General features: G+C 33.3%; 16 protein-coding genes. 11 read left to right on the top strand and 5 right to left on the bottom strand.

Going from position 1 to position 18,291, the window contains the following annotated elements:
* Positions 1–84 precede the first annotated feature (84 nt).
* Both ACVBED_RS12350 and ACVBED_RS12345 read left to right on the top strand, forming a co-directional pair.
* On the top strand, positions 85–456 hold the full coding sequence (locus ACVBED_RS12350) for a DUF1801 domain-containing protein (RefSeq protein WP_447120571.1): 372 nt from the start codon (positions 85–87) through the stop codon (positions 454–456).
* Positions 425–664 carry a YdeI/OmpD-associated family protein gene (locus ACVBED_RS12345; protein ID WP_447120570.1) on the top strand — a complete coding sequence of 80 codons (240 nt, stop codon included), beginning with the start codon at positions 425–427 and terminating at the stop codon, positions 662–664. The genes ACVBED_RS12350 and ACVBED_RS12345 overlap by 32 nt, the downstream gene beginning before the upstream one ends.
* A gap of 71 nt (positions 665–735) precedes the next feature.
* Here ACVBED_RS12345 and ACVBED_RS12340 read toward each other — a convergent pair whose 3' ends face one another.
* The 4 genes from ACVBED_RS12340 to ACVBED_RS12325 form a co-directional block, all read right to left on the bottom strand.
* Positions 736–2,961, bottom strand: a complete 2,226-nt coding sequence (locus tag ACVBED_RS12340; protein WP_447120569.1) for a M1 family metallopeptidase — start codon at positions 2,959–2,961, stop codon at positions 736–738.
* A gap of 139 nt (positions 2,962–3,100) precedes the next feature.
* Complete coding sequence (locus tag ACVBED_RS12335; protein WP_473095062.1) at positions 3,101–3,982, bottom strand: SDR family oxidoreductase; 882 nt, start codon at positions 3,980–3,982, stop codon at positions 3,101–3,103.
* Positions 3,983–4,479: 497 nt separating this feature from the next.
* Positions 4,480–7,404: a M16 family metallopeptidase gene (locus ACVBED_RS12330; RefSeq protein WP_473095061.1), complete on the bottom strand. Its 2,925-nt coding sequence runs from the start codon at positions 7,402–7,404 to the stop codon at positions 4,480–4,482.
* Positions 7,405–7,444: 40 nt separating this feature from the next.
* Positions 7,445–8,782 carry a dihydroorotase gene (locus tag ACVBED_RS12325; protein WP_447120568.1) on the bottom strand — a complete coding sequence of 446 codons (1,338 nt, stop codon included), beginning with the start codon at positions 8,780–8,782 and terminating at the stop codon, positions 7,445–7,447.
* Between the two features lie 111 nt (positions 8,783–8,893).
* Here ACVBED_RS12325 and ACVBED_RS12320 point away from each other — a divergent pair, with 111 nt between their 5' ends.
* The 8 genes from ACVBED_RS12320 to ribA all read left to right on the top strand — a co-directional run bounded on the left by ACVBED_RS12320 (position 8,894) and on the right by ribA (position 15,823).
* Positions 8,894–10,342 carry an oligosaccharide flippase family protein gene (locus ACVBED_RS12320; protein ID WP_447120567.1) on the top strand — a complete coding sequence of 483 codons (1,449 nt, stop codon included), beginning with the start codon at positions 8,894–8,896 and terminating at the stop codon, positions 10,340–10,342.
* Positions 10,343–10,401: 59 nt separating this feature from the next.
* Positions 10,402–11,433, top strand: coding sequence for a sugar phosphate nucleotidyltransferase (locus ACVBED_RS12315; protein ID WP_447120566.1), 1,032 nt, complete (start codon positions 10,402–10,404; stop codon positions 11,431–11,433).
* An 82-nt stretch (positions 11,434–11,515) separates the two neighbouring features.
* On the top strand, positions 11,516–12,310 hold the full coding sequence (gene lolB1, locus ACVBED_RS12310) for a lipoprotein insertase outer membrane protein LolB1 (RefSeq protein ID WP_447120565.1): 795 nt from the start codon (positions 11,516–11,518) through the stop codon (positions 12,308–12,310).
* Entirely contained in the window at positions 12,310–13,863 is a 1,554-nt protein-coding gene (locus ACVBED_RS12305) for a murein hydrolase activator EnvC family protein (RefSeq protein ID WP_447120564.1), read from the top strand. Before lolB1 ends, ACVBED_RS12305 begins: the two co-directional genes overlap by 1 nt.
* Positions 13,864–13,894: 31 nt before the next feature.
* Positions 13,895–14,149, top strand: a complete 255-nt coding sequence (locus ACVBED_RS12300; RefSeq protein ID WP_447120563.1) for a Sec-independent protein translocase subunit TatA/TatB — start codon at positions 13,895–13,897, stop codon at positions 14,147–14,149.
* 9 nt (positions 14,150–14,158) lie between these two features.
* On the top strand, positions 14,159–14,770 hold the full coding sequence (locus ACVBED_RS12295) for a DUF4254 domain-containing protein (protein ID WP_447120562.1): 612 nt from the start codon (positions 14,159–14,161) through the stop codon (positions 14,768–14,770).
* Positions 14,767–15,198: a hypothetical protein gene (locus ACVBED_RS12290; RefSeq protein ID WP_447120561.1), complete on the top strand. Its 432-nt coding sequence runs from the start codon at positions 14,767–14,769 to the stop codon at positions 15,196–15,198. Before ACVBED_RS12295 ends, ACVBED_RS12290 begins: the two co-directional genes overlap by 4 nt.
* A gap of 25 nt (positions 15,199–15,223) precedes the next feature.
* Positions 15,224–15,823, top strand: coding sequence for a GTP cyclohydrolase II (ribA, locus tag ACVBED_RS12285; protein ID WP_447120560.1), 600 nt, complete (start codon positions 15,224–15,226; stop codon positions 15,821–15,823).
* 56 nt (positions 15,824–15,879) lie between these two features.
* Here the strand turns inward: ribA and ACVBED_RS12280 are convergent, their stop codons facing one another.
* Complete coding sequence (locus ACVBED_RS12280) at positions 15,880–16,416, bottom strand: hypothetical protein (protein WP_447120559.1); 537 nt, start codon at positions 16,414–16,416, stop codon at positions 15,880–15,882.
* Positions 16,417–16,519: 103 nt separating this feature from the next.
* Between ACVBED_RS12280 and ACVBED_RS12275 the strand changes: the two genes are divergently transcribed.
* On the top strand, positions 16,520–18,211 hold the full coding sequence (locus ACVBED_RS12275; RefSeq protein ID WP_447120558.1) for a glycoside hydrolase family 3 protein: 1,692 nt from the start codon (positions 16,520–16,522) through the stop codon (positions 18,209–18,211).
* Positions 18,212–18,291: the final 80 nt, after the last annotated feature.

Below are 18,291 nucleotides of genomic sequence, written 5' to 3'. Positions count from 1 at the left end.
TAGATTTTAACGGTTGAAATCCGTTCTCAATTTTTTTTGAGGACGGATTTCTTATTTTTATAACTTGGCTTAAAATTAAAAATCATGAATCCAAAGGTTAATTTTTATTTTGAAAAAGAGGCCAGATTTCAAATTGAAATGCAGGAATTAAAAAAGATTGCATTAAAAACAAGACTTAGTGAAGAATTGAAATGGATTCATCCTTGCTACATATTAGAAGGAAAAAATATTTTTCTAATTCATTCCTTTAAATATTATTGTGCGTTTTTATTTTTTAAAGGTACACTGATGAAAGATCCTGAGAAGATTTTAATACAGCAGACTTCAAATACGCAGGGTCCGATGCAGCTAAGATTTACCAATTTAAATGAAATAAAAAATGTAGAAAAAATAATAGCGAACTATTTTAAAGATACAATAGAAATTGAAAAATCTGGCAAAAAAAATAACTTTTAAGAAGACTGAAAATTTTGAAATACCGGAAGAATTTTCTGCCGTTATAAAAGAAGATTCTGACTTAAAAAATGCTTTTGAAAAATTAACGCCAGGAAGACAGCGTGCTTATTTACTTTTTTTCGCCGCACCTAAACGATCTGAAACGCGTGTGAGTAGAATTGAAAAAAATAGAGAAAGAATTTTGGAAGGGAAAGGTCTAATGGATTGAACTACACATTAAAGCTAAAAAAACTTCTCCATTGCTGAAGAAGTTTAGAATACATTAATTTAAAAATTCGTTTATTCTTTCGTAAATTTGTAAGATTTACCCCCTTGCATTAAAGAAAATCCTTTTTTATCGGCATCAAATTGAAGCTCAATCTGTGCTTGCTCAAAAGTAAATTTATTTTTACCCACATATTCTAAAGAAAAAGATGGCTGGCCAGCTACTTGAGCGATTAATTTTCCGCCTTCTTCGGACATCGCTATTTTTATTGGCGCTTCCTTACTAGAGAAAGTACCCATAAAATCTGAAACTTTAATGGGATCAACTTTCACTAATTTATCAGAAGTCCACACATTATTTTTACGGTTTACGTCTGGTATATCGTTTTGCGGATCTAACGTAACGGTTGAAATTTCTTTAGTAGAATTCACTCTAAAATCCCAAGATTTATTTCTTTTCCAAATCTCAACAGGTAATTTGATGTTCTCTAAAGTACCATCTGCATATTTAATTTGAACGTCAACCGGCATTGGCATTTGTTCTAAATTTGAAATAGAAACGATTGCGCCATTTTTAAAGTCGCCATTTTCATATTTCACATTATCAACTGACTGATCAATTTTCCAATTATTTAGAAACCAACCTTTCCAAAACCAGCTTAGGTCTTCACCAGAAACATTTTCAATAGTTCTGAAGAAATCTTCTGGTTGTGGGTGTTTAAAAGCCCATCTTTGAATGTATGCTCTAAAAGCTTTGTCAAATCTTGCTTCACCTAAAACACTTTCCCGTAACATATTTAATCCTGAAGCTGGTTTGTAATATGCTAGAATACCAAGATTAGCTTCCTTTAAACCGTCTGGTGCATTTAAAACAGGCTCAAGCCTATCGCTTTCCAGATAATTTGCAGCAGGTCCCAGTTTTGTAGGCGCAGCATATTCTCCTTTGTTAAAATCTTCATCAGAAATGCCGTTTAAAAATGTATTAAAGCCTTCATCCATCCAAGCGTAACGTCTCTCATTAGAACCAACGATCATCGGAAACCAGTTGTGACCGAATTCATGATCTGTTACTCCCCAAAGAGATTTTCCTTTATCTTTATAACTGCAGAAAACGATTCCCGGATATTCCATTCCACCTTCATTTCCTGCAACGTTTGTTGCATTTGGATACGTAAAAGGAAACCATCTTTTGGACATATTTTCAATAGAATATTTTACATATTCTGTAGATCTTCCCCAAGCATCATTTCCTGTACTTTCTACTGGATAAGCAGAAATTGCCAAAGATTTTTTACCATCCGGTAAATTAATTTTTGCGGCATCTAAAATAAACGCCGGTGAAGAAGCCCAAGCAAAATCACGCGTATTTTCAATTTTAAATTTCCACGTTTTCGTTCCGTTTGCAGTTTTTGGTGCATTATTAACCTCATCTGCAGAACGTATTGTGATTGTTTTATCACTGTTTCTTGCATTATCCCAAAGTTTGTTTTGAGCAGAAGTATAAACATCTTTCGAGTTTTCTAGTTGTCCTCCAGCTACTACGAAATGATTTGAAGGAACGGTAATCGCTGCTGTAATGTTTCCATATTCTAAATAAAATTCACCTGCACCTAAGTAAGGAAGCGTGTTCCAACCCATAATATCATCGTAAACACACATTCTTGGAAACCATTGTGCGACTGTAAAAACTCTGCCATTTTTAGTTTCATTTACACCCATTCTGTCAGAACCGTAATCTGGCGAAACGAAAGAATAATTAATTTTAAATTTAATCTCGCCACCTTTTGCTTTTAAATCTTGTGGTAAATCTACCTGCATTCTTGTATCAACAATCGTGTATTTTGGCGCTACTTTTACAATTTTTCCATTTTCAGACAGTATCTCTATGCTTGAAATAGTGTAGCCGCCATCGAAAGCTTCACCGTGAGCGCCGTTTCTACTTCCAGCAACCGGAATTACTGCGTTACCACGGGAATCTTTTTTAAATAAATTTTGATCTAATTGTAACCAAAGAAATCCCAAATCATCAAAACTGTTATTGGTATAAGAAATCTCTGCGGATGCAGTAATTTCTTTTTTTACGTCATTTAAACTGGCAACTAGATTATAATTAACGCTGTTTTGCCAATAATTATGACCAGGTTGTCCACTTGCCGAACGGGTTTCCGTGGCATTATTTTGATAAAAATCTTGTTTAAAAGCATCTGAGTAATCATACTTAGAGGCTTGTTCCTGAGCGAAAGCAGACGCAGAAAATGTCAGTGCAATTACCAATAAAGGTTTTGAGAGTTTAAAATTCATTAGATGTTAATTTTTTAGATAAGTATAGTGGAAGATTAGGTTTGTTACAGCGAAATTACATTATTATTTGATGAATAGTATTTGAAATGAAACCTTTTGTGTTTAGTGAACTCAAACCATTTTAAAATAGTGCAGTCTTCTAAGAATTCTTCTTTGCTTTAATCATCGCTTCCATCGTATTCCACATTTCTTGAGGTATGGCTTCAAGCATATTAAATTCCCCTGCACCTTGCAACCATTCGCCACCATCGATGGTAACGACTTCTCCATTAACATAAGCGGAAAAATCTGACACTAAATAAGCCGCAAGATTTGCCAATTCCTGGTGATCTCCTACTCTTCTTAATGGTACTTTTTTCTTCATATCAAATTTTTCGGCTAAATCTCCGGGTAATAATCTTTCCCACGCGCCTTTTGTGGGAAACGGTCCCGGCGCAATGGCGTTAAATCTAATATTATACTTTGCCCATTCTACGGCTAAACTTCGCGTCATTGCGAGAACGCCAGCTTTTGCACACGCAGAAGGAACAACATAAGCGGAACCTGTCCACGCGTAAGTAGTCACGATATTTAAAACCGTTCCGGGAATTTTATTTTCGATCCAATATTTCCCTATGGAAAGTGTGCAGTTTTTTGTGCCTTTTAAAACAATATCTAAAATAGAATCAAATGCAGAATGGGTTAATCTTTCGGTTGGTGAAATAAAATTACCTGCGGCATTGTTCAATAAAATATCAATTTGCCCAAATTCTTTTATGGCGGTATCTTTCATTGCTTCAACTTCATCCCAATTTCTCACATCGCACTGAACACACAAAACTTCTCCGCCCGTTTCCTTTTCCAATTCTTTAGCAGTATTTTGAAGTTTTTCTAAATTTCTGGACGTGATCACGACTTTTGCGCCAAGCTGCAGAAAATATTTGGTCATCGCTTTTCCAAGACCGCTTCCGCCGCCAGTTACGATGGCCACTTTACCTTTTAAGGCGTCATCCCGAAGCATTGGTTGTGTGTATAAATTCATATGTTTTTATTTATTATTTTTAAAGGTCATATGCAATCGCTTAACTCCACGGGTTTTTATTTGCAAAATTTATTAATGGCGATGTCATTTTTTTGATTTTTAATTTGATTTAAATTTAAGATTAATTTTCTGAGTTAAAAAATTTTATAAAATGCTCTGAATATCATAAAGGAAATTTCTCGAAATTAAAAAAACCGAAATGTTATTTTTCGAAATCTGCGCCCCGACTTGACTCTTTTATTTATATTTTTTTATTTGAATCGTCGAACCACTTTGTGGTTTGAGTGGAAATCCTTTTTTGTTATTGCGATGAAATAAATATTCAACAGATTGCTTCGCTTCGCTCACAATGACAAAAAAGATTGGGAACGGAAGGCGGAAATGTGCGCCAAAATAATAAATACACATTTCACGAAGCGAAAAAGGCGCCCCAAAAAATTAAAAAAACTGCAGAAAATAAATCCTGCAGTTTTAAAATATTAATTATTTAAAAAAATTTAGTACCCGAAAATCTCTTCTAAAGTTAAGACTTTCACATCGCCCAATTTTTTCAGTTGATCCATTGTTACATTTTTATCACATGCAACAACAGCATAAGTGTAAGGTTTTCCAGAAAAATATTGGTCATGGAAGATTTTCAAATCATCCATATTAACATTTCCCACGTCAGCGTAAACTTTCTTGCGAATGTCTTCATTTAAACCTAATTCTTTGGCGCCTAAATAATTAAAAATAATGCCGTCTTGCGTAATTCTCTGCGTTTGGATGTCTTTTTTTACCTGATTTTTAGCCAATACTAAGTTGCCTTCTAAGTTTGGCAGAGTGGTTAAAAGTTCATTCATCGCCGCAGTAGATTCGTTAAATTTATCTGCCTGGCTTCCCACGTAACTCAATACATAATAATCCTGATTTTTTTTCTGTGGACTTACGTAATAACCGTACGTGCTGTAAGCCAAAGCTTTACTCTCACGTATAGTTTGGAACACAACAGAGCCCATTCCACCACCGAAATAATTATTGTAAACGTCAATTAAAGTAGTTTTGTCTGGCGAATAAACATCAGTATTTCTAATCCATCTGGTTTCCGCTTGAACCATATCATAGTTAGCAAACAAAACCTGATTTTTCTTCAGTTGAACCTGTTCAAACTTTTTAGTAGATAAATCTGCAGCGAATGTTGCCGGCACTTTGTGTATTTTTTCTAGACTTGAAACCAATTCATTTAATGGTTTTGGTCCGTAATAAATCACAGTTTGCTCGAAATTATTTAAATTTCTAAGACGGTCAACTAATTCTCTGGCGGTAGTTGCAGACAAATCCTTCGCAGATAAAGCATAATTAAATTTGTTATCTGAACCGTAAATCGCATAGTTTGTAAGACCCTGCATTATTGCACCTTTATTTAGTTTACGGTCTTTTCTTCCCTTTTCTATTCTCGTTTTTAAACTTGCTAATGCGGCGTCATCTGGTTTTACATTATTAATTATTGTTTCGTAAAGCGCTACTGCCTTGTCGAAATTATCTTGTAAACCTTCGATGGAAACGGTGGTGTATTCTTCACCTGCAGAAATATTAAAACTGCACGCGATTTTATAAAATTCTTTAGAAATCTGTTCTGCAGTCATTTTATCAGTTCCTAAAAACTGAATGTAACCTGTCGCTAAAGATTCTTTTAGATCACTTAAAGTTCCAATTTTATATCTGTATTTTAAACGAAAAATAGAGTTGTCTTTGTTTGGAACATAAAGAACTTCTGCCGCACCCATTTTAGATTTTTGCAGATCTTTATTATAATCTAAAAAGACTGGCGTGGATGAATTGCTAGGCATATCATTTACAAGTTTCACAAATGCCGACTGTTTATCTGCATTAGTTTCGACCGCTGTAATATGCGGTTTATCAACTTTTTCGCGATTTTGTTTTTCACCTTTTCTTTTGAAAATTACGACGTAATTATTACCTAAATATTTCTTTGCAAACTTTACCACATCTGCTTTTGTAACTTTAGATAAATCATTAACGTAAGCTACTTGGTCTCTCCAGTTTTGTTCAGAAGTAAAGGCGCCCATCAAAGAAGCAGCGCGGCTTCCGTAAGATTCACTTTCGTAAATTTTATCTTTTTTAATGTTATTTACAATAGAAGTAATTAGAGTGTCATCAAAATTTCCTTTTTTTAGATTATCAATCTGGCCTAAAAGCAAAGTTTTTACCTCCTCTAAAGATTGACCAGTTGTTGGTTTTGCATCTAGAAAAAGTCCCCCGTGATCAATCAATATATAAGTTTCGGCTGAAGCACTTAATAATTTTTGTTTTTTAACTAAGTTTAAATCTAAAAGTCCAGCTTTGCCATTGGTTAAAACTTGACCAACTAAATCTGCAATTAAAACATCTTTGTCTTTATTACCTGGAAGTCTAAAACCCATGGTTAAACTTTCTGCATCTGGACCGACAATTTCTTTAATTATTGGTGCTGTAATCGGATTTTCCTGCGCAAAGGTATATTTCGGAACCGGCTTTGCAACCATATTTTTAAAAGATGCATCAATTTTTGCGATTACTTCATTAGGGTCAAAATCACCAGACATGATTACGCCCATATTATTGGGAACATAATAGGTATTAAAATAATTTCTTATTTTTAATAAAGACGGATTTTTCAAATCGTGAATAGTTCCGATCGTTGTTTGTTTTCCGTAGTTATGTTTTTTAAATAAATTAGCAAACAATGTTTCAAAAACCTGACTTCCATCGTTGTCTAAACCACGATTTTTCTCTTCATAAACCGCTTCCAATTCAGTATGGAAAATCCGTAAAACAGGATTTCTAAAACGCTCCGCCTGAACAGTAATATATTTGTCAATGGAAGTACTTGGAACATCATCAGTATAAACAGTTTCTTCAAAACTTGTAAAAGCATTCGTTCCCTGTGCGCCCATGGAAGACATTAATTTATCATATTCATTAGCTATCGCAAATTTGCTTGCAATGCCGGAAACAGAATCTATTTTTTTATAAATCGACTTTCTCGCAGCGTCGTCAGTCGTTTTATTATAAGTTTCATACAACGCATCAATTTTATCTAATTGTGGTTTTTCTTTTGTCCAATCTAAAGTGCCGTATTTATCGGTACCTTTAAAAAGCATGTGCTCAAGATAATGCGCCAAACCGGTGTTGGTGGCAGGATCGGTTTTACTTCCTGCTTTTACCGCTACATAAGCCTGAATTCTTGGATCTTTAGGCGTCGGACTTAGAATTACTGATAGACCATTTTTAAGCGTATAAAATCTCGCTTTCATTGGATCATTTGTCACGTATTTATAAGTGTAACCTCCACTAGTGGCAGTTTTCCATTCAATTTTACTTTGAGCAAAAAGATTGACTGCCAAAAATAAGAGTAGAAAATGTAATGATTTATTTATCATATTAAATATTTTTTAAAGTGTTAAGTAAATGTAATAAAATTTAACTTCTATCAAATAATAATCTTTCTCCACATTTTCCAGAGTCAATTTTCCCATTTTCAAAAACTAAATTTCCATTCACGAAAGTGTGCGTGATTTTAGAATGAAACGTCTTTCCTTCAAACGGACTCCAACCACATTTGGCTAAAATATTTTCTTTTGAAACGGTATATTTTTGATTTAGATCAACCAAAACCAGATCGGCTTTATAACCTTCTTTAATAAAACCACGTTGTTTTATTCTAAATAAAATGGCTGGATTATGACACATTTTTTCAACTAATTTTTCTAAAGAAATTTTTTTATTTTTATAATGCTCCAACATTTGATTTAAAGCATGTTGTACTAAAGGTCCGCCAGAAGGCGCTTGCAAATATTTTTGAGATTTTTCTTCTAAAGTGTGCGGTGCGTGATCAGTTGCAATCACATCTATTCTGTCATCTAAAAGTGCTTCCCATAATGCATCTTGATCATTTTGAGTTTTAATTGCTGGGTTCCATTTGATGAAATTTCCTTTTTCTAAATAATCTTTATCCGAAAAACTAAGATGATGAACGCAAACTTCAGCCGTAATTTTTTTTTCCTTTAATGGAATGTTGTTCTGGAAAAGTTCCATTTCTTTTGCAGTGGAAAGGTGAAAAATATGTAATCTTGCGCCCGTTTTTTTTGCCAGTTCAATTGCTTTTGAAGAAGAAATGTAGCACGCTTCTGCGCTTCTAATAATTGGATGCATTTCCACCGGGATTTCTTCGCCGTATTTTTCTTTGGCTTTTTCCAAATTTACTTTTATCGTAGCTTCATCTTCACAATGAACTGCAATTAATAATTTAATATTAGAAAATATTTTCTCTAAAGTTTCAGGATTATCAACTAACATATTTCCCGTAGAAGAACCGAGAAATAATTTTATTCCTGCTACATTTCTAGGATCTGTTTTTAATAATTCTTCCAGATTATTATTCGTTCCGCCCATCATAAAGGAATAATTAGCGTAAGAATTTTTTGCGGCAATTTTATATTTTTCCTCTAAAATTTCTTGCGTCACGGCATTCGGAACCGTGTTGGGCTGCTCGATAAAACTGGTTATTCCTCCCGAAATTGCAGCCCGAGATTCACTTTCAATATCTCCTTTCCAGGTTAATCCCGGTTCCCGGAAATGAACTTGGTCATCAATTATTCCTGGCAATAAATATTTTCCTTCTGCATCAATAATTTTATCTAAATTTTCTTCTGAAATATTTGTTCCAATTTCTTTTATGACATCGTTTTCAATAAGCAGATCACTTTTGTAAATTTGATTTTCATTGATTAAAGTCGCGTTTTTTATTAAAATTCTCATGTGTTAAATTTACCAATTATATTTAACTTTTAAAACTTTGAATCGATGAAAAGTGTTCGGTTTTTGGACTAATTAATTAAAACTTTACATTTGCAAAAAACTTGATGAACTTTGTATAAAAAATTATTAGGACAAACTGCGATCTATGGTTTAAGTACTGTAATTATTCGCCTTTTCCCGTTTGTAATATCGCCGATTGTAACGGCTAAATTTGGACCTGCTGCATTGGCGCCATTTATCGATTTTTATTCTGTTGCCGGAATAATCATTGTGTTACTCTCCCACGGCATGGAAACCACATTTTTCAGGTTTGCAGAAAAAGAAGAAAGTACTAAAAAATTAATCTCTACTTCCACTTTAAGTGTCGTTTTTGCCTCCTTGATTTTTGTTATTTTTTCTTATATTTTCCGAACAGATTTAGCAATTGCTTTTAAAACTCCAGATCAGGTTAATCTTTTGATTTTGATTGTTTTCGTCCTTGGTTTAGATGGTTTAAGCACTATGCCTTTTGTGATTTTAAGAAAGACCGGCCGACCAAAAAAGTATGCCACAATTAAGATTATTAATGGCATTATCAATTTTTTACTGGTTTTATTTTTTTTAGTGCTTTTACCAAAGTTTGGCAATACTAGTTTTTTAGGGTTCAAATACAACGTTAATTTAGGGATTGGTTATGTTTTTATAGCAAATCTCGTTGCGAGTGGCGTTACCTTTTTATTGCTATTTCAGGAATTAAAAAGCGTTAGCTTCAGCGCATTTGATTGGTCTTTATGGAAAAAAATGATGTCCTATTCCTGGCCAATTACGATTGCTGGTTTGGCTGGCGTGGTTAATGAAACGATGGACCGTCAGTTTTTAAAATACCTTTTACCAGACGGAATAAATACAGAACAAATGGCAATCTACGGCGCAGTTTGTAAAATTGTAACATTTTTGACATTATTCCGCCAAGCCTATTTGTTAGGAATTGAGCCGTTTTTCTTCTCACATGCGAAAAATGAAAATTCGGGAAAATCTTATGCAAAATTAATGGATATGTTTGTGGTTGTAAACGGCATTATCCTTTTAGCGTTATGCGCAAATTTAAACTGGCTGGCTAAATTATATTTACAAAATTCCGCGTATAATATTGGAATTCCAATTGTACCTATTGTTTTAATGGCAGCTGTTTTTCTTGGAATTTATCTAAATATGTCTGTCTGGTATAAATTGTCTGATAAAACCATCTTCGGGGCGTATCTTTCAGTCTTAGGTGCCGCCGTGACGATAGGAATAAATGTCTATTTTATTCCAAAATATGGATTTTGGGCTTCAACCTGGGCAACATTTTTCTCCTATTTTTCTATGATGACGGTTTCCTATTTTTTAGGGCAATATTTCTATCCTGTTCCTTATCATATGAAGAAAATTTTACTTTATTTAGGGGGAAGTGTTTTATTTTCAGTCCTTTCTTTTTATGTATTTAAGGGAAATCTTCTAATTGGAAATTTGTTCTTAATCATTTACATTGCTATCGTATTATACGTAGAGAAGGACCAAATAAAAAGACTTATCCATTAATTTTAGAAAATTACTGTAGTTTTGTATTTTCACAAATTAAAAATTAGCAAAAAGATATAATGAAAATAATCGTTCCAATGGCCGGCAGAGGCTCTAGATTAAGACCTCATACTTTAACAGTTCCAAAACCATTAATCCCAATTGCAGGAAAACCAATAGTACAAAGATTAGTAGAAGATATTGCAAAAGTAGCAGGGGAAAACATTGAAGAAATTGCATTTATCATCGGAGATTTTGGCGCAGAAGTTGAAAAATCATTAATAAAAATTGCAGAAAGCTTAGGTGCAAAAGGAACTGTTTATACTCAGGATGAACCACTTGGAACTGCTCACGCTATAAAGTGTGCAGAGCAATCAATGCAAGGTGAAGTTGTAGTGGCATTTGCCGATACTTTATTTAAAGCAGATTTTACTCTCGATACTAATTCTGACGGCGTAATTTGGGTAAAAAAAGTTGAAGATCCATCCGCATTTGGAGTGGTAAAGTTAGATGATCAAGGTTTTATCACAGATTTCGTAGAAAAGCCAAAAGAATTTGTGTCAGATTTAGCAATTATTGGGATTTATTATTTCAGAAGCGCGGAAAAATTAATGGATGAAATAAATTATATTATGGACAATAATATAATGGAAAGCGGAGAATATCAATTAACTCGTGCGCTGGAAAATCTTCGTCAAAAAGGTGCAAAATTCTCCCTTGGAAAGGTGGATGACTGGATGGATTGCGGAAATAAAAATGCGACTGTAGAAACCAATGGAAAAGTCTTGCAGTATGAAAAAGAAGAAATGTCTCAATTTCCGGCTTCTGCAACCATCGAAAATTGCATGATCATTCCACCTTGTTTTATTGGTGAAAATGTAAAAATTAAAAACTCAAAAATTGGTCCTTGTGTTTCTATCGGAAATAATACTGTTGTAATTAATTCTAATATTGATAATTCTTTAATTCAGGAAAATACAATAATTGACCACGGTAATTTAAGTAATTCTATGATCGGAAATTCTGCTCATTATTACGGTGTTGCGCGTGAAATTTCATTAGGTGATTTCTCGGTTTTAGACTTTTTATCAAAAGGTAAAAACCTATATTAGCGTGATCTTTAAATAATATCAGCATTAATTTAAACCAGAAATTACCGTAAATCTTGTTTAAAAACCGGTCTAAAAAATAGTTATGAGAAAGTTCTTAATTTTAAGTTTGTGTGCGTTTTTCCTCTGGTCATGCAAAACAAAAACTGTCGTTAATACTCCTTCGGGCAGTAATACAGCAGTTGCGTCAGATTCATTTTTTTACAATAAAATTTTAGCTGAATCGAGCTATGACGGTTTAAAAATAAACAGTAAAGTTGATGTACAAAATGGTAATTTTATTCCTACTTTAAACGCAACAATATACCTTGAAAAAGACAGAAAAGTTTGGTTAAATCTTTCAGCTTTATTCATAAACGTTGCGCGTGGATTGGCAAATGCAGAGGGCGTAAGAGCTTACGAAGTTTATAATAAATCTTACATAGATTCAGATTTCAGTTATTTAAATAAATTATTGAATGTCAATTTCATAGACTTAAAATCACTACAGAATTTGTTGATCGGGAAGACATTTATTCCAATCAATGAAAAAGATTTTAAACTGACAAAAAACTCAAATGGCTATAATTTAAAATCACAGAAAAACCAGATAATCAGCAGTAACGGGAAAAGAAGTGAATATCAAATTGAAATGAATTATACTTCAGAGTTTCAGCTTGTGGGTGTTATACTTCAAGATGCAAAATCTGCAGATCGTTTGGAAGTTTCTTATAGTAATTGGGAATTAAATAATAATATATCATTGCCTAAAAACGTTAAAATTATTATAAATGGAAAGAAAAGAAGCGAAATTTTATTAGAAAACACGAAATTTGATTTCTCGAAAATGGACACTCCATATTCAGTTCCCAATAATTATCAGAAAACTGAAATAAAATAATGCACAGGAAAATATTAATTTTTATAAGTCTTCTATTCCTTAGCCACTTTTCTGCGCAGAAAAAAGAGCAGCTACAGCAACAAAACGCGGATCTTAAAAAACAGATTTCTTCTATAAATGCTAATTTAGCAAAGACGAAAAATGACTCTAAACTTTCAGTTGCTTATTTAAATGCTGTTAATCAAAAAATAAATCTTCGTCAAAAAGTCTATACCAACACACAAAAAGAAAAAAGATTCATAGAAGATGATATTTATCTTCGTCAGTTGGAAATTAACCGTCAAAATAGAGAATTAGAAGTTTTAAGAAAAAATTATGCTGATGTTTTAGTTAATGCATATAAAAATAAAGGTGTTCAAAATAAAGTAACATTTATTTTATCATCTAAAAATTTAGGTGAAGCTCTACGACGGGTTCAATATCTAAAACAATATTCTGACTATCAGGACAAAAAAGCCGCGGAGATTACTGATGCCGCTATTTTACTTAAAAAATCAGTTTTGTCCCGACAAAAATCGATGACAGAGAAGGAAAATTTACTTTCAAATCAAGAGAAAGATCTTCAGACAATAAATATAGAGAAGCAACAAAAGGAAAAATTATTAGCAGATTTCAAAGCGAATGAAACGCAGTTAACAGCAGAATTAAAGCAAAAGCAAATCCAGTCTAATGCATTAGAAGGCAGAATCCGAACTTTAATTAATGAAGAGATTAGATTATCTAAAGCAAAAGCTGAAGCTGAGAAAAAGGCTGAAGCTGAGAAAGTAAGATTAGCTAAATTAGCCGCAGACCGAGAAAAAGCGAGAATTGACGCTGAAAATAAGGCGAGGGCTGCTGCTTTAGAAAAAGAAAGGATTGCCGCTGATAACGCTGCTAGAAAAGCAACTGAACTCGCCAATAAAAAAATAGAAGAAGAAAGGAGAAGGACTGTAGACGCGGCAAAGGCTGACGCTAATGCAAGAGATGAAGAACGTAAAATTAGTGCCGGAAAAGATGCAGTTGCTGCGGCTAATGCTGCAAAAATAGCACAAAATAAAGCCACTGAAGCCCGTGCCGCCGAAGCTGAGTTAGAGAAAAGTAAAGATGCTGCTAAAAAAGCGGCAGAAAATAAAGCAAATTCTAGCTATGGTGTAAATACAAATATGGCTGGGAATAATTTCTCCGCTAACCGTGGTAGAATGAGCATGCCAGTGAGAGGGAATATCACACATAGATTTGGCCGTCAACCCCATCCCGTTTTCAAAAATATCATGGAGGATAACAATGGTATAAAAATAGCAGTGAGCCCCGGAACTAAAGCTCAATGCGTTTTTCCAGGCGTGGTATCCGGTGTTATGGTCGATGGAAATTTAAAAACAGTAATTGTAAAACATGGTGATTACTTCACAGTTTACAGTAATCTGTCGAGCGTATCAGTTTCTGCGAGTCAACAAGTTGCCGCCGGAACGGTTTTAGGACAGGTCGGAAAAGACTTTGATGGAACAAATACTTTGGATTTTCAAATCTGGAATGGCACAAATCCCGTAGATCCTTTAGGATGGATTTCTTATTAAAAAATAATATAACTTTGTTAAAATTAAAAAAATGATTACAATTACAATACTTGCCCTTTCTTGGGAACACATCGTAGTGATAGGTTTAATACTCGTGCTGCTTTTTGGTGGTAAAAAAATTCCAGAATTAATGCGTGGAATGGGTTCTGGAATAAAAGAATTTAAAGATGCCGTAAAAAAGGAAGATGAAGTACCTACACCTCAAAATCCAGTCAATAACCCTGTAAACAACCCTGTTAGCACTCCTGTTAATAATCCTACAGAAAACACTGAAAAAACGATTTAAAAAATTTCTATGTCTTTTTCTGAAACTGCGTGGGAGGTTTTTAATCTCTCAGTAGAAAATTACCATCTGCATGATGATGTTAATTATATCATCAAAAATCCTTACGGAGAAGCTTCTTTGGAACAAATCTTGTATGCAAAAAACTGGATTGATTCCGTTCAATGGCATTTAGAAGATATCATTAGAGAAGAAGAAATAAATCCAGAGGAAGCTTTGGTTTTAAAGAGGAGAATAGATACTTCTAATCAAAAAAGGACTGATTTAGTAGAATACATTGATGCCTGGTTTTTTAAAAAATATCAGGATGTTATTCCCAATTCAGATGCGAAAATAAATACTGAAACTATAGCGTGGGCAGTTGACAGGCTATCCATTTTGGCTCTGAAAGTTTATCACATGAAGCAGGAGGCTTTTAGAGATAGTGCTTCGGTTGAACACCGGGAAAAATGCGAAGTAAAATTAAATGTTTTATTGGAGCAGCATAAAGACTTGTCACACGCTATAAACCAATTGTTGGTTGATATCGAGAACGGAAATGTTAAGATGAAGTTATACAAACAGATGAAAATGTATAATGATGAATCCCTCAATCCGATTCTATATCAAAAAACAAAAAAATGAAAAGAATTCTCGCCGTAGGTCTTGTTTTACAGCTTTTACTAATAAGTTGCTCTATTGAGAAGATAAATCTTTCACCAATCTCTGACGAGATCACTAAAGACTTGTATTCACCAGATGATGTGGGAATAAAAACCGAGATAATTGCCTATCAATCAGAATTATCAAATTTAATATCTTCTTTTCCGAAATTTAATAACCGTGCTGTGGATAAGGAAGTGAGTAATTTAAAAATTTCATTGACCTCTTATATTGAAGCAATCTCTAAAAAAGATAATAAGACGCGTCAAAATTCTTATAATAATTATGTCGTCGCCTATAAAAAAATTCAGATATTACGAAGTTATTTAAATAAGGACATGGGCGAAATTCTCAACCGTTACATGGTTCGCATCAAGACGAATGTCAATTTATTAGAGTCAATTAGTTAGTAGTTATAAAAAATATTACCTTTAAATGATTACAAAACAAGCAGAATCATTGGTTCCAACGGAGTTTGGAAACTTTAGAATTATTGCATTTTCAGAAGTTGAAAATAACTGGATGCCTCATATGGCAATTGTGGCAGAAAATACCGATTTAACGAAAATCGTTAATGTCCGTTTTCATTCCGAATGTATTACAGGTGAAGTTTTTCACTCTAGAAAATGCGAATGTGGACAGCAGCTAGACTTTGCCATGCAGTTCATGAATAAAAACGAGGGTGTAATAATCTATCTTCGTCAGGAAGGTAGAAATATTGGAATTATCAATAAGTTAAAGGCGTATGCGCTTCAAGAGCAAGGTTTTGATACCGTGGAAGCTAATTTAAAATTAGGTCTACCAGCTGACGACAGGAATTTCGATGTTGCAGTTGACATTCTGAAAAAACTAGGTATAAAAGAAATTAATCTTTTAACTAACAATCCATTAAAATTGGAAGCTGTAGAAAAAAGTGACATTATCTTAAAAAGTAGAATTCCATTGCAAATCCCTTCAACAAAAGAAAGCAAAGATTATCTCGATACGAAAAAAGCCTATTTTGGGCATTTATTGGAAGATGAGATTACTGAATAATAAAAAAGACAATTGATTAATTTCAATTGTCTTTTTTTTATCACTAAATTGTAATCTTACTTATTATACACCTTCACATTTGAGTCATCAATGTGATATCTCGCAATGACATCATTATAATTTTGATAATTTGCAGCTTGACTATTTTTATTTCCAAATTCCGCAGGAACTAAAACAACGCGGAAAGTTTGATTATTTAAATAAGTAGCATTAAAACTATTACTTTGTACTGACAGATCAAAATTTGCATCTGCAAAAATTTGAAAATCAGTTTTTGTGAAATCAAAACGATAATTTAGTTCACCTTGGCTTAGGAAATCCGTTGTAGGTAATAATCTCCAAATAGGGTTTCCGTTAGATACACCACTTTGACGATAAATTAAAAGAACGTCACTGCTAAGTAATTGGGTAGGCAATTGTCTGTAAAATCCATATAAAGAGCTGTCAGTCGTGCTCTTGACCATATTTCCAGTAAAATCATACACTTTAGAATATGTGTTAGTAGCGGGTTGCACTACGTCAGAAGTTCTAGTGCAACTAACAGCAATAACTGTCAGCAAACCAATAAGAACGAGGGAAAAAAATTTTTTCATAATATTAATTTTATTAACATAAACTACACAAAATATATACCAACGAATATTGAATTTAAAATAATTTAAAAACGTATTTTTGTTTTTGTTCAAACCATTTAAGATGCAGAAAATTTTCGTCGCTATACTTGTAATTTCTTTTTCATTTTCTGAATATTGTAAAGCGCAGTTTTTACCTAAAAATATTACAAATTCAGAAAAGATATTGGCTCAAAAATGGGTAGATTCTACTTATAATAATTTAAACCAGAATGAAAAATTAGGTCAGCTTTTCATTATCGCACTTTATACTAATAAAGATGATGCTCATGTTGATTTTGTCAGAAAACTTGTTTTAAATGAAAAAATAGGTGGATTAATTTTAATGCAGGATGATGCGGCTAAAGAAATCAACTTGGTTAATGAATTTCAGCAAAAATCTAAAGTTCCATTAATGATTGGCATGGACGCGGAATGGGGACTTTTTCAAAGAATTGCAGCAGCTCATAAATTTCCTTGGGCGATGACTTTAGGTGCGATTCAAAACAAAAAACTAATTTATGAAATCTCTTCTCAAATTGCGACAGATTGCAAAAGAATGGGTATTAATTGGGATTTTGCACCCGTTGTGGATGTTAATACAAATCCTAATAATCCAATTATTGGCAACCGAAGTTTCGGGTCTAATGTAAGAAATGTGATAAAATCTGCAACCGCCTATTTTGAAGGCTTGCAAGATCATAATATTTTAGCAGCCATGAAACATTTTCCTGGTCACGGTGATGCAGACACAGATTCTCATTTAGATTTACCTGTTATAAATCACACACTTTCACGCTTAAATTCGGTAGAGTTGGCGCCTTTTAGAGCATTGGCGCACGAAGGAATTGGTGGCGTAATGGTCGCTCATTTGTACGTTCCGACCTTAGAAACTAAAAAAATTCCCGCTTCACTTTCCTACGAAATTGTCACCAAACTTTTAAGAGAAAAAATTGGTTATAAAGGTTTAATAATTACTGATGCTTTAAATATGGGTGCAGTTGCAAAACGTTACAAGCCTGGTGAAGTTGATGAGATGGCTTTTAAAGCGGGAAATGATATTCTGCTTTTTTCAGATGGCGTGGTTGAAGCGAAAAAATTAATTCAGCAAGCGATTGACAAGGGTGATATTTCAGAAGACAGACTGACGGAAAGTGTGAAGAAAATTCTTTTAACGAAATATTATTTAGGTTTAAATAAATATGATGCAAGAAGTCCAGAAAATATCAATCATGATTTGAATAACGAAACGCATGTGAAATTAGCACAAAAACTTTACAGCAATGCCTTGACTTTATTAAAAGATAAAGAAAAATTATTGCCTTTAAATTGTAAAGAAACTTATTATTACGTTCCCTTAGAAGAAGCGCCTTATCAAACCTTCCTTGACCAACTCAATTTAAAAACAACCGTCATTTTAAAAAATCCTTCAGAAATCTCAACGATTCCTGCTAATTCAAAAGTAATTGTTGGTTTTCACAAAGACAATTCTTCGGCTTATAAATCATTTAAAATATCAGAAGAAAGCAAAAGCATTTTAAAGGAATTAAATAAAAATCAGAACGTAATTTTAACTGTTTTCGGAAGCCCATATGGTTTAAAAGACGTGGATATTTCTAAAACTTCTACGGTTTTAGTCGCTTATGAAAATAATGATGATTCCCAAACTGCCGTTGCAAATGCACTTTTAGGCGAAACTAAAATTCATGGTAGAATTCCGGTTTTGGTGAATGATACTATAAAAGAAGGAATGGGAATTGATTTGAAAGCTAATTAGAAGACCGTGATAAAGAAAAATAATCTTTAATCCTAGCCCTGAGTGAAGTGAAAATCCTTTTCATTTTTAGAAAAAAAAAT

This window comes from Halpernia sp. GG3, assembly GCF_052976925.2.
Note: the sequence above shows the minus strand (reverse complement) of the source record. Positions and strands in the feature narration are given on the sequence as shown.

Excerpts from the sequence above, each read along its gene's own strand:
- ACVBED_RS12350 (WP_447120571.1), top strand. The coding sequence starts at position 85 with ATGAATCCAAAGGTTAATTTTTATTTTGAAAAAGAGGCCAGATTTCAA.
- ACVBED_RS12340 (WP_447120569.1), bottom strand. The coding sequence starts at position 2,961 with ATGAATTTTAAACTCTCAAAACCTTTATTGGTAATTGCACTGACATTT.
- ACVBED_RS12335 (WP_473095062.1), bottom strand. The coding sequence starts at position 3,982 with ATGAATTTATACACACAACCAATGCTTCGGGATGACGCCTTAAAAGGT.
- ACVBED_RS12330 (WP_473095061.1), bottom strand. The coding sequence starts at position 7,404 with ATGATAAATAAATCATTACATTTTCTACTCTTATTTTTGGCAGTCAAT.
- ACVBED_RS12325 (WP_447120568.1), bottom strand. The coding sequence starts at position 8,782 with ATGAGAATTTTAATAAAAAACGCGACTTTAATCAATGAAAATCAAATT.
- ACVBED_RS12315 (WP_447120566.1), top strand. The coding sequence starts at position 10,402 with ATGAAAATAATCGTTCCAATGGCCGGCAGAGGCTCTAGATTAAGACCT.
- lolB1 (WP_447120565.1), top strand. The coding sequence starts at position 11,516 with ATGAGAAAGTTCTTAATTTTAAGTTTGTGTGCGTTTTTCCTCTGGTCA.
- ACVBED_RS12305 (WP_447120564.1), top strand. The coding sequence starts at position 12,310 with ATGCACAGGAAAATATTAATTTTTATAAGTCTTCTATTCCTTAGCCAC.
- ACVBED_RS12300 (WP_447120563.1), top strand. The coding sequence starts at position 13,895 with ATGATTACAATTACAATACTTGCCCTTTCTTGGGAACACATCGTAGTG.
- ACVBED_RS12295 (WP_447120562.1), top strand. The coding sequence starts at position 14,159 with ATGTCTTTTTCTGAAACTGCGTGGGAGGTTTTTAATCTCTCAGTAGAA.
- ACVBED_RS12290 (WP_447120561.1), top strand. The coding sequence starts at position 14,767 with ATGAAAAGAATTCTCGCCGTAGGTCTTGTTTTACAGCTTTTACTAATA.
- ribA (WP_447120560.1), top strand. The coding sequence starts at position 15,224 with ATGATTACAAAACAAGCAGAATCATTGGTTCCAACGGAGTTTGGAAAC.
- ACVBED_RS12280 (WP_447120559.1), bottom strand. The coding sequence starts at position 16,416 with ATGAAAAAATTTTTTTCCCTCGTTCTTATTGGTTTGCTGACAGTTATT.
- ACVBED_RS12275 (WP_447120558.1), top strand. The coding sequence starts at position 16,520 with ATGCAGAAAATTTTCGTCGCTATACTTGTAATTTCTTTTTCATTTTCT.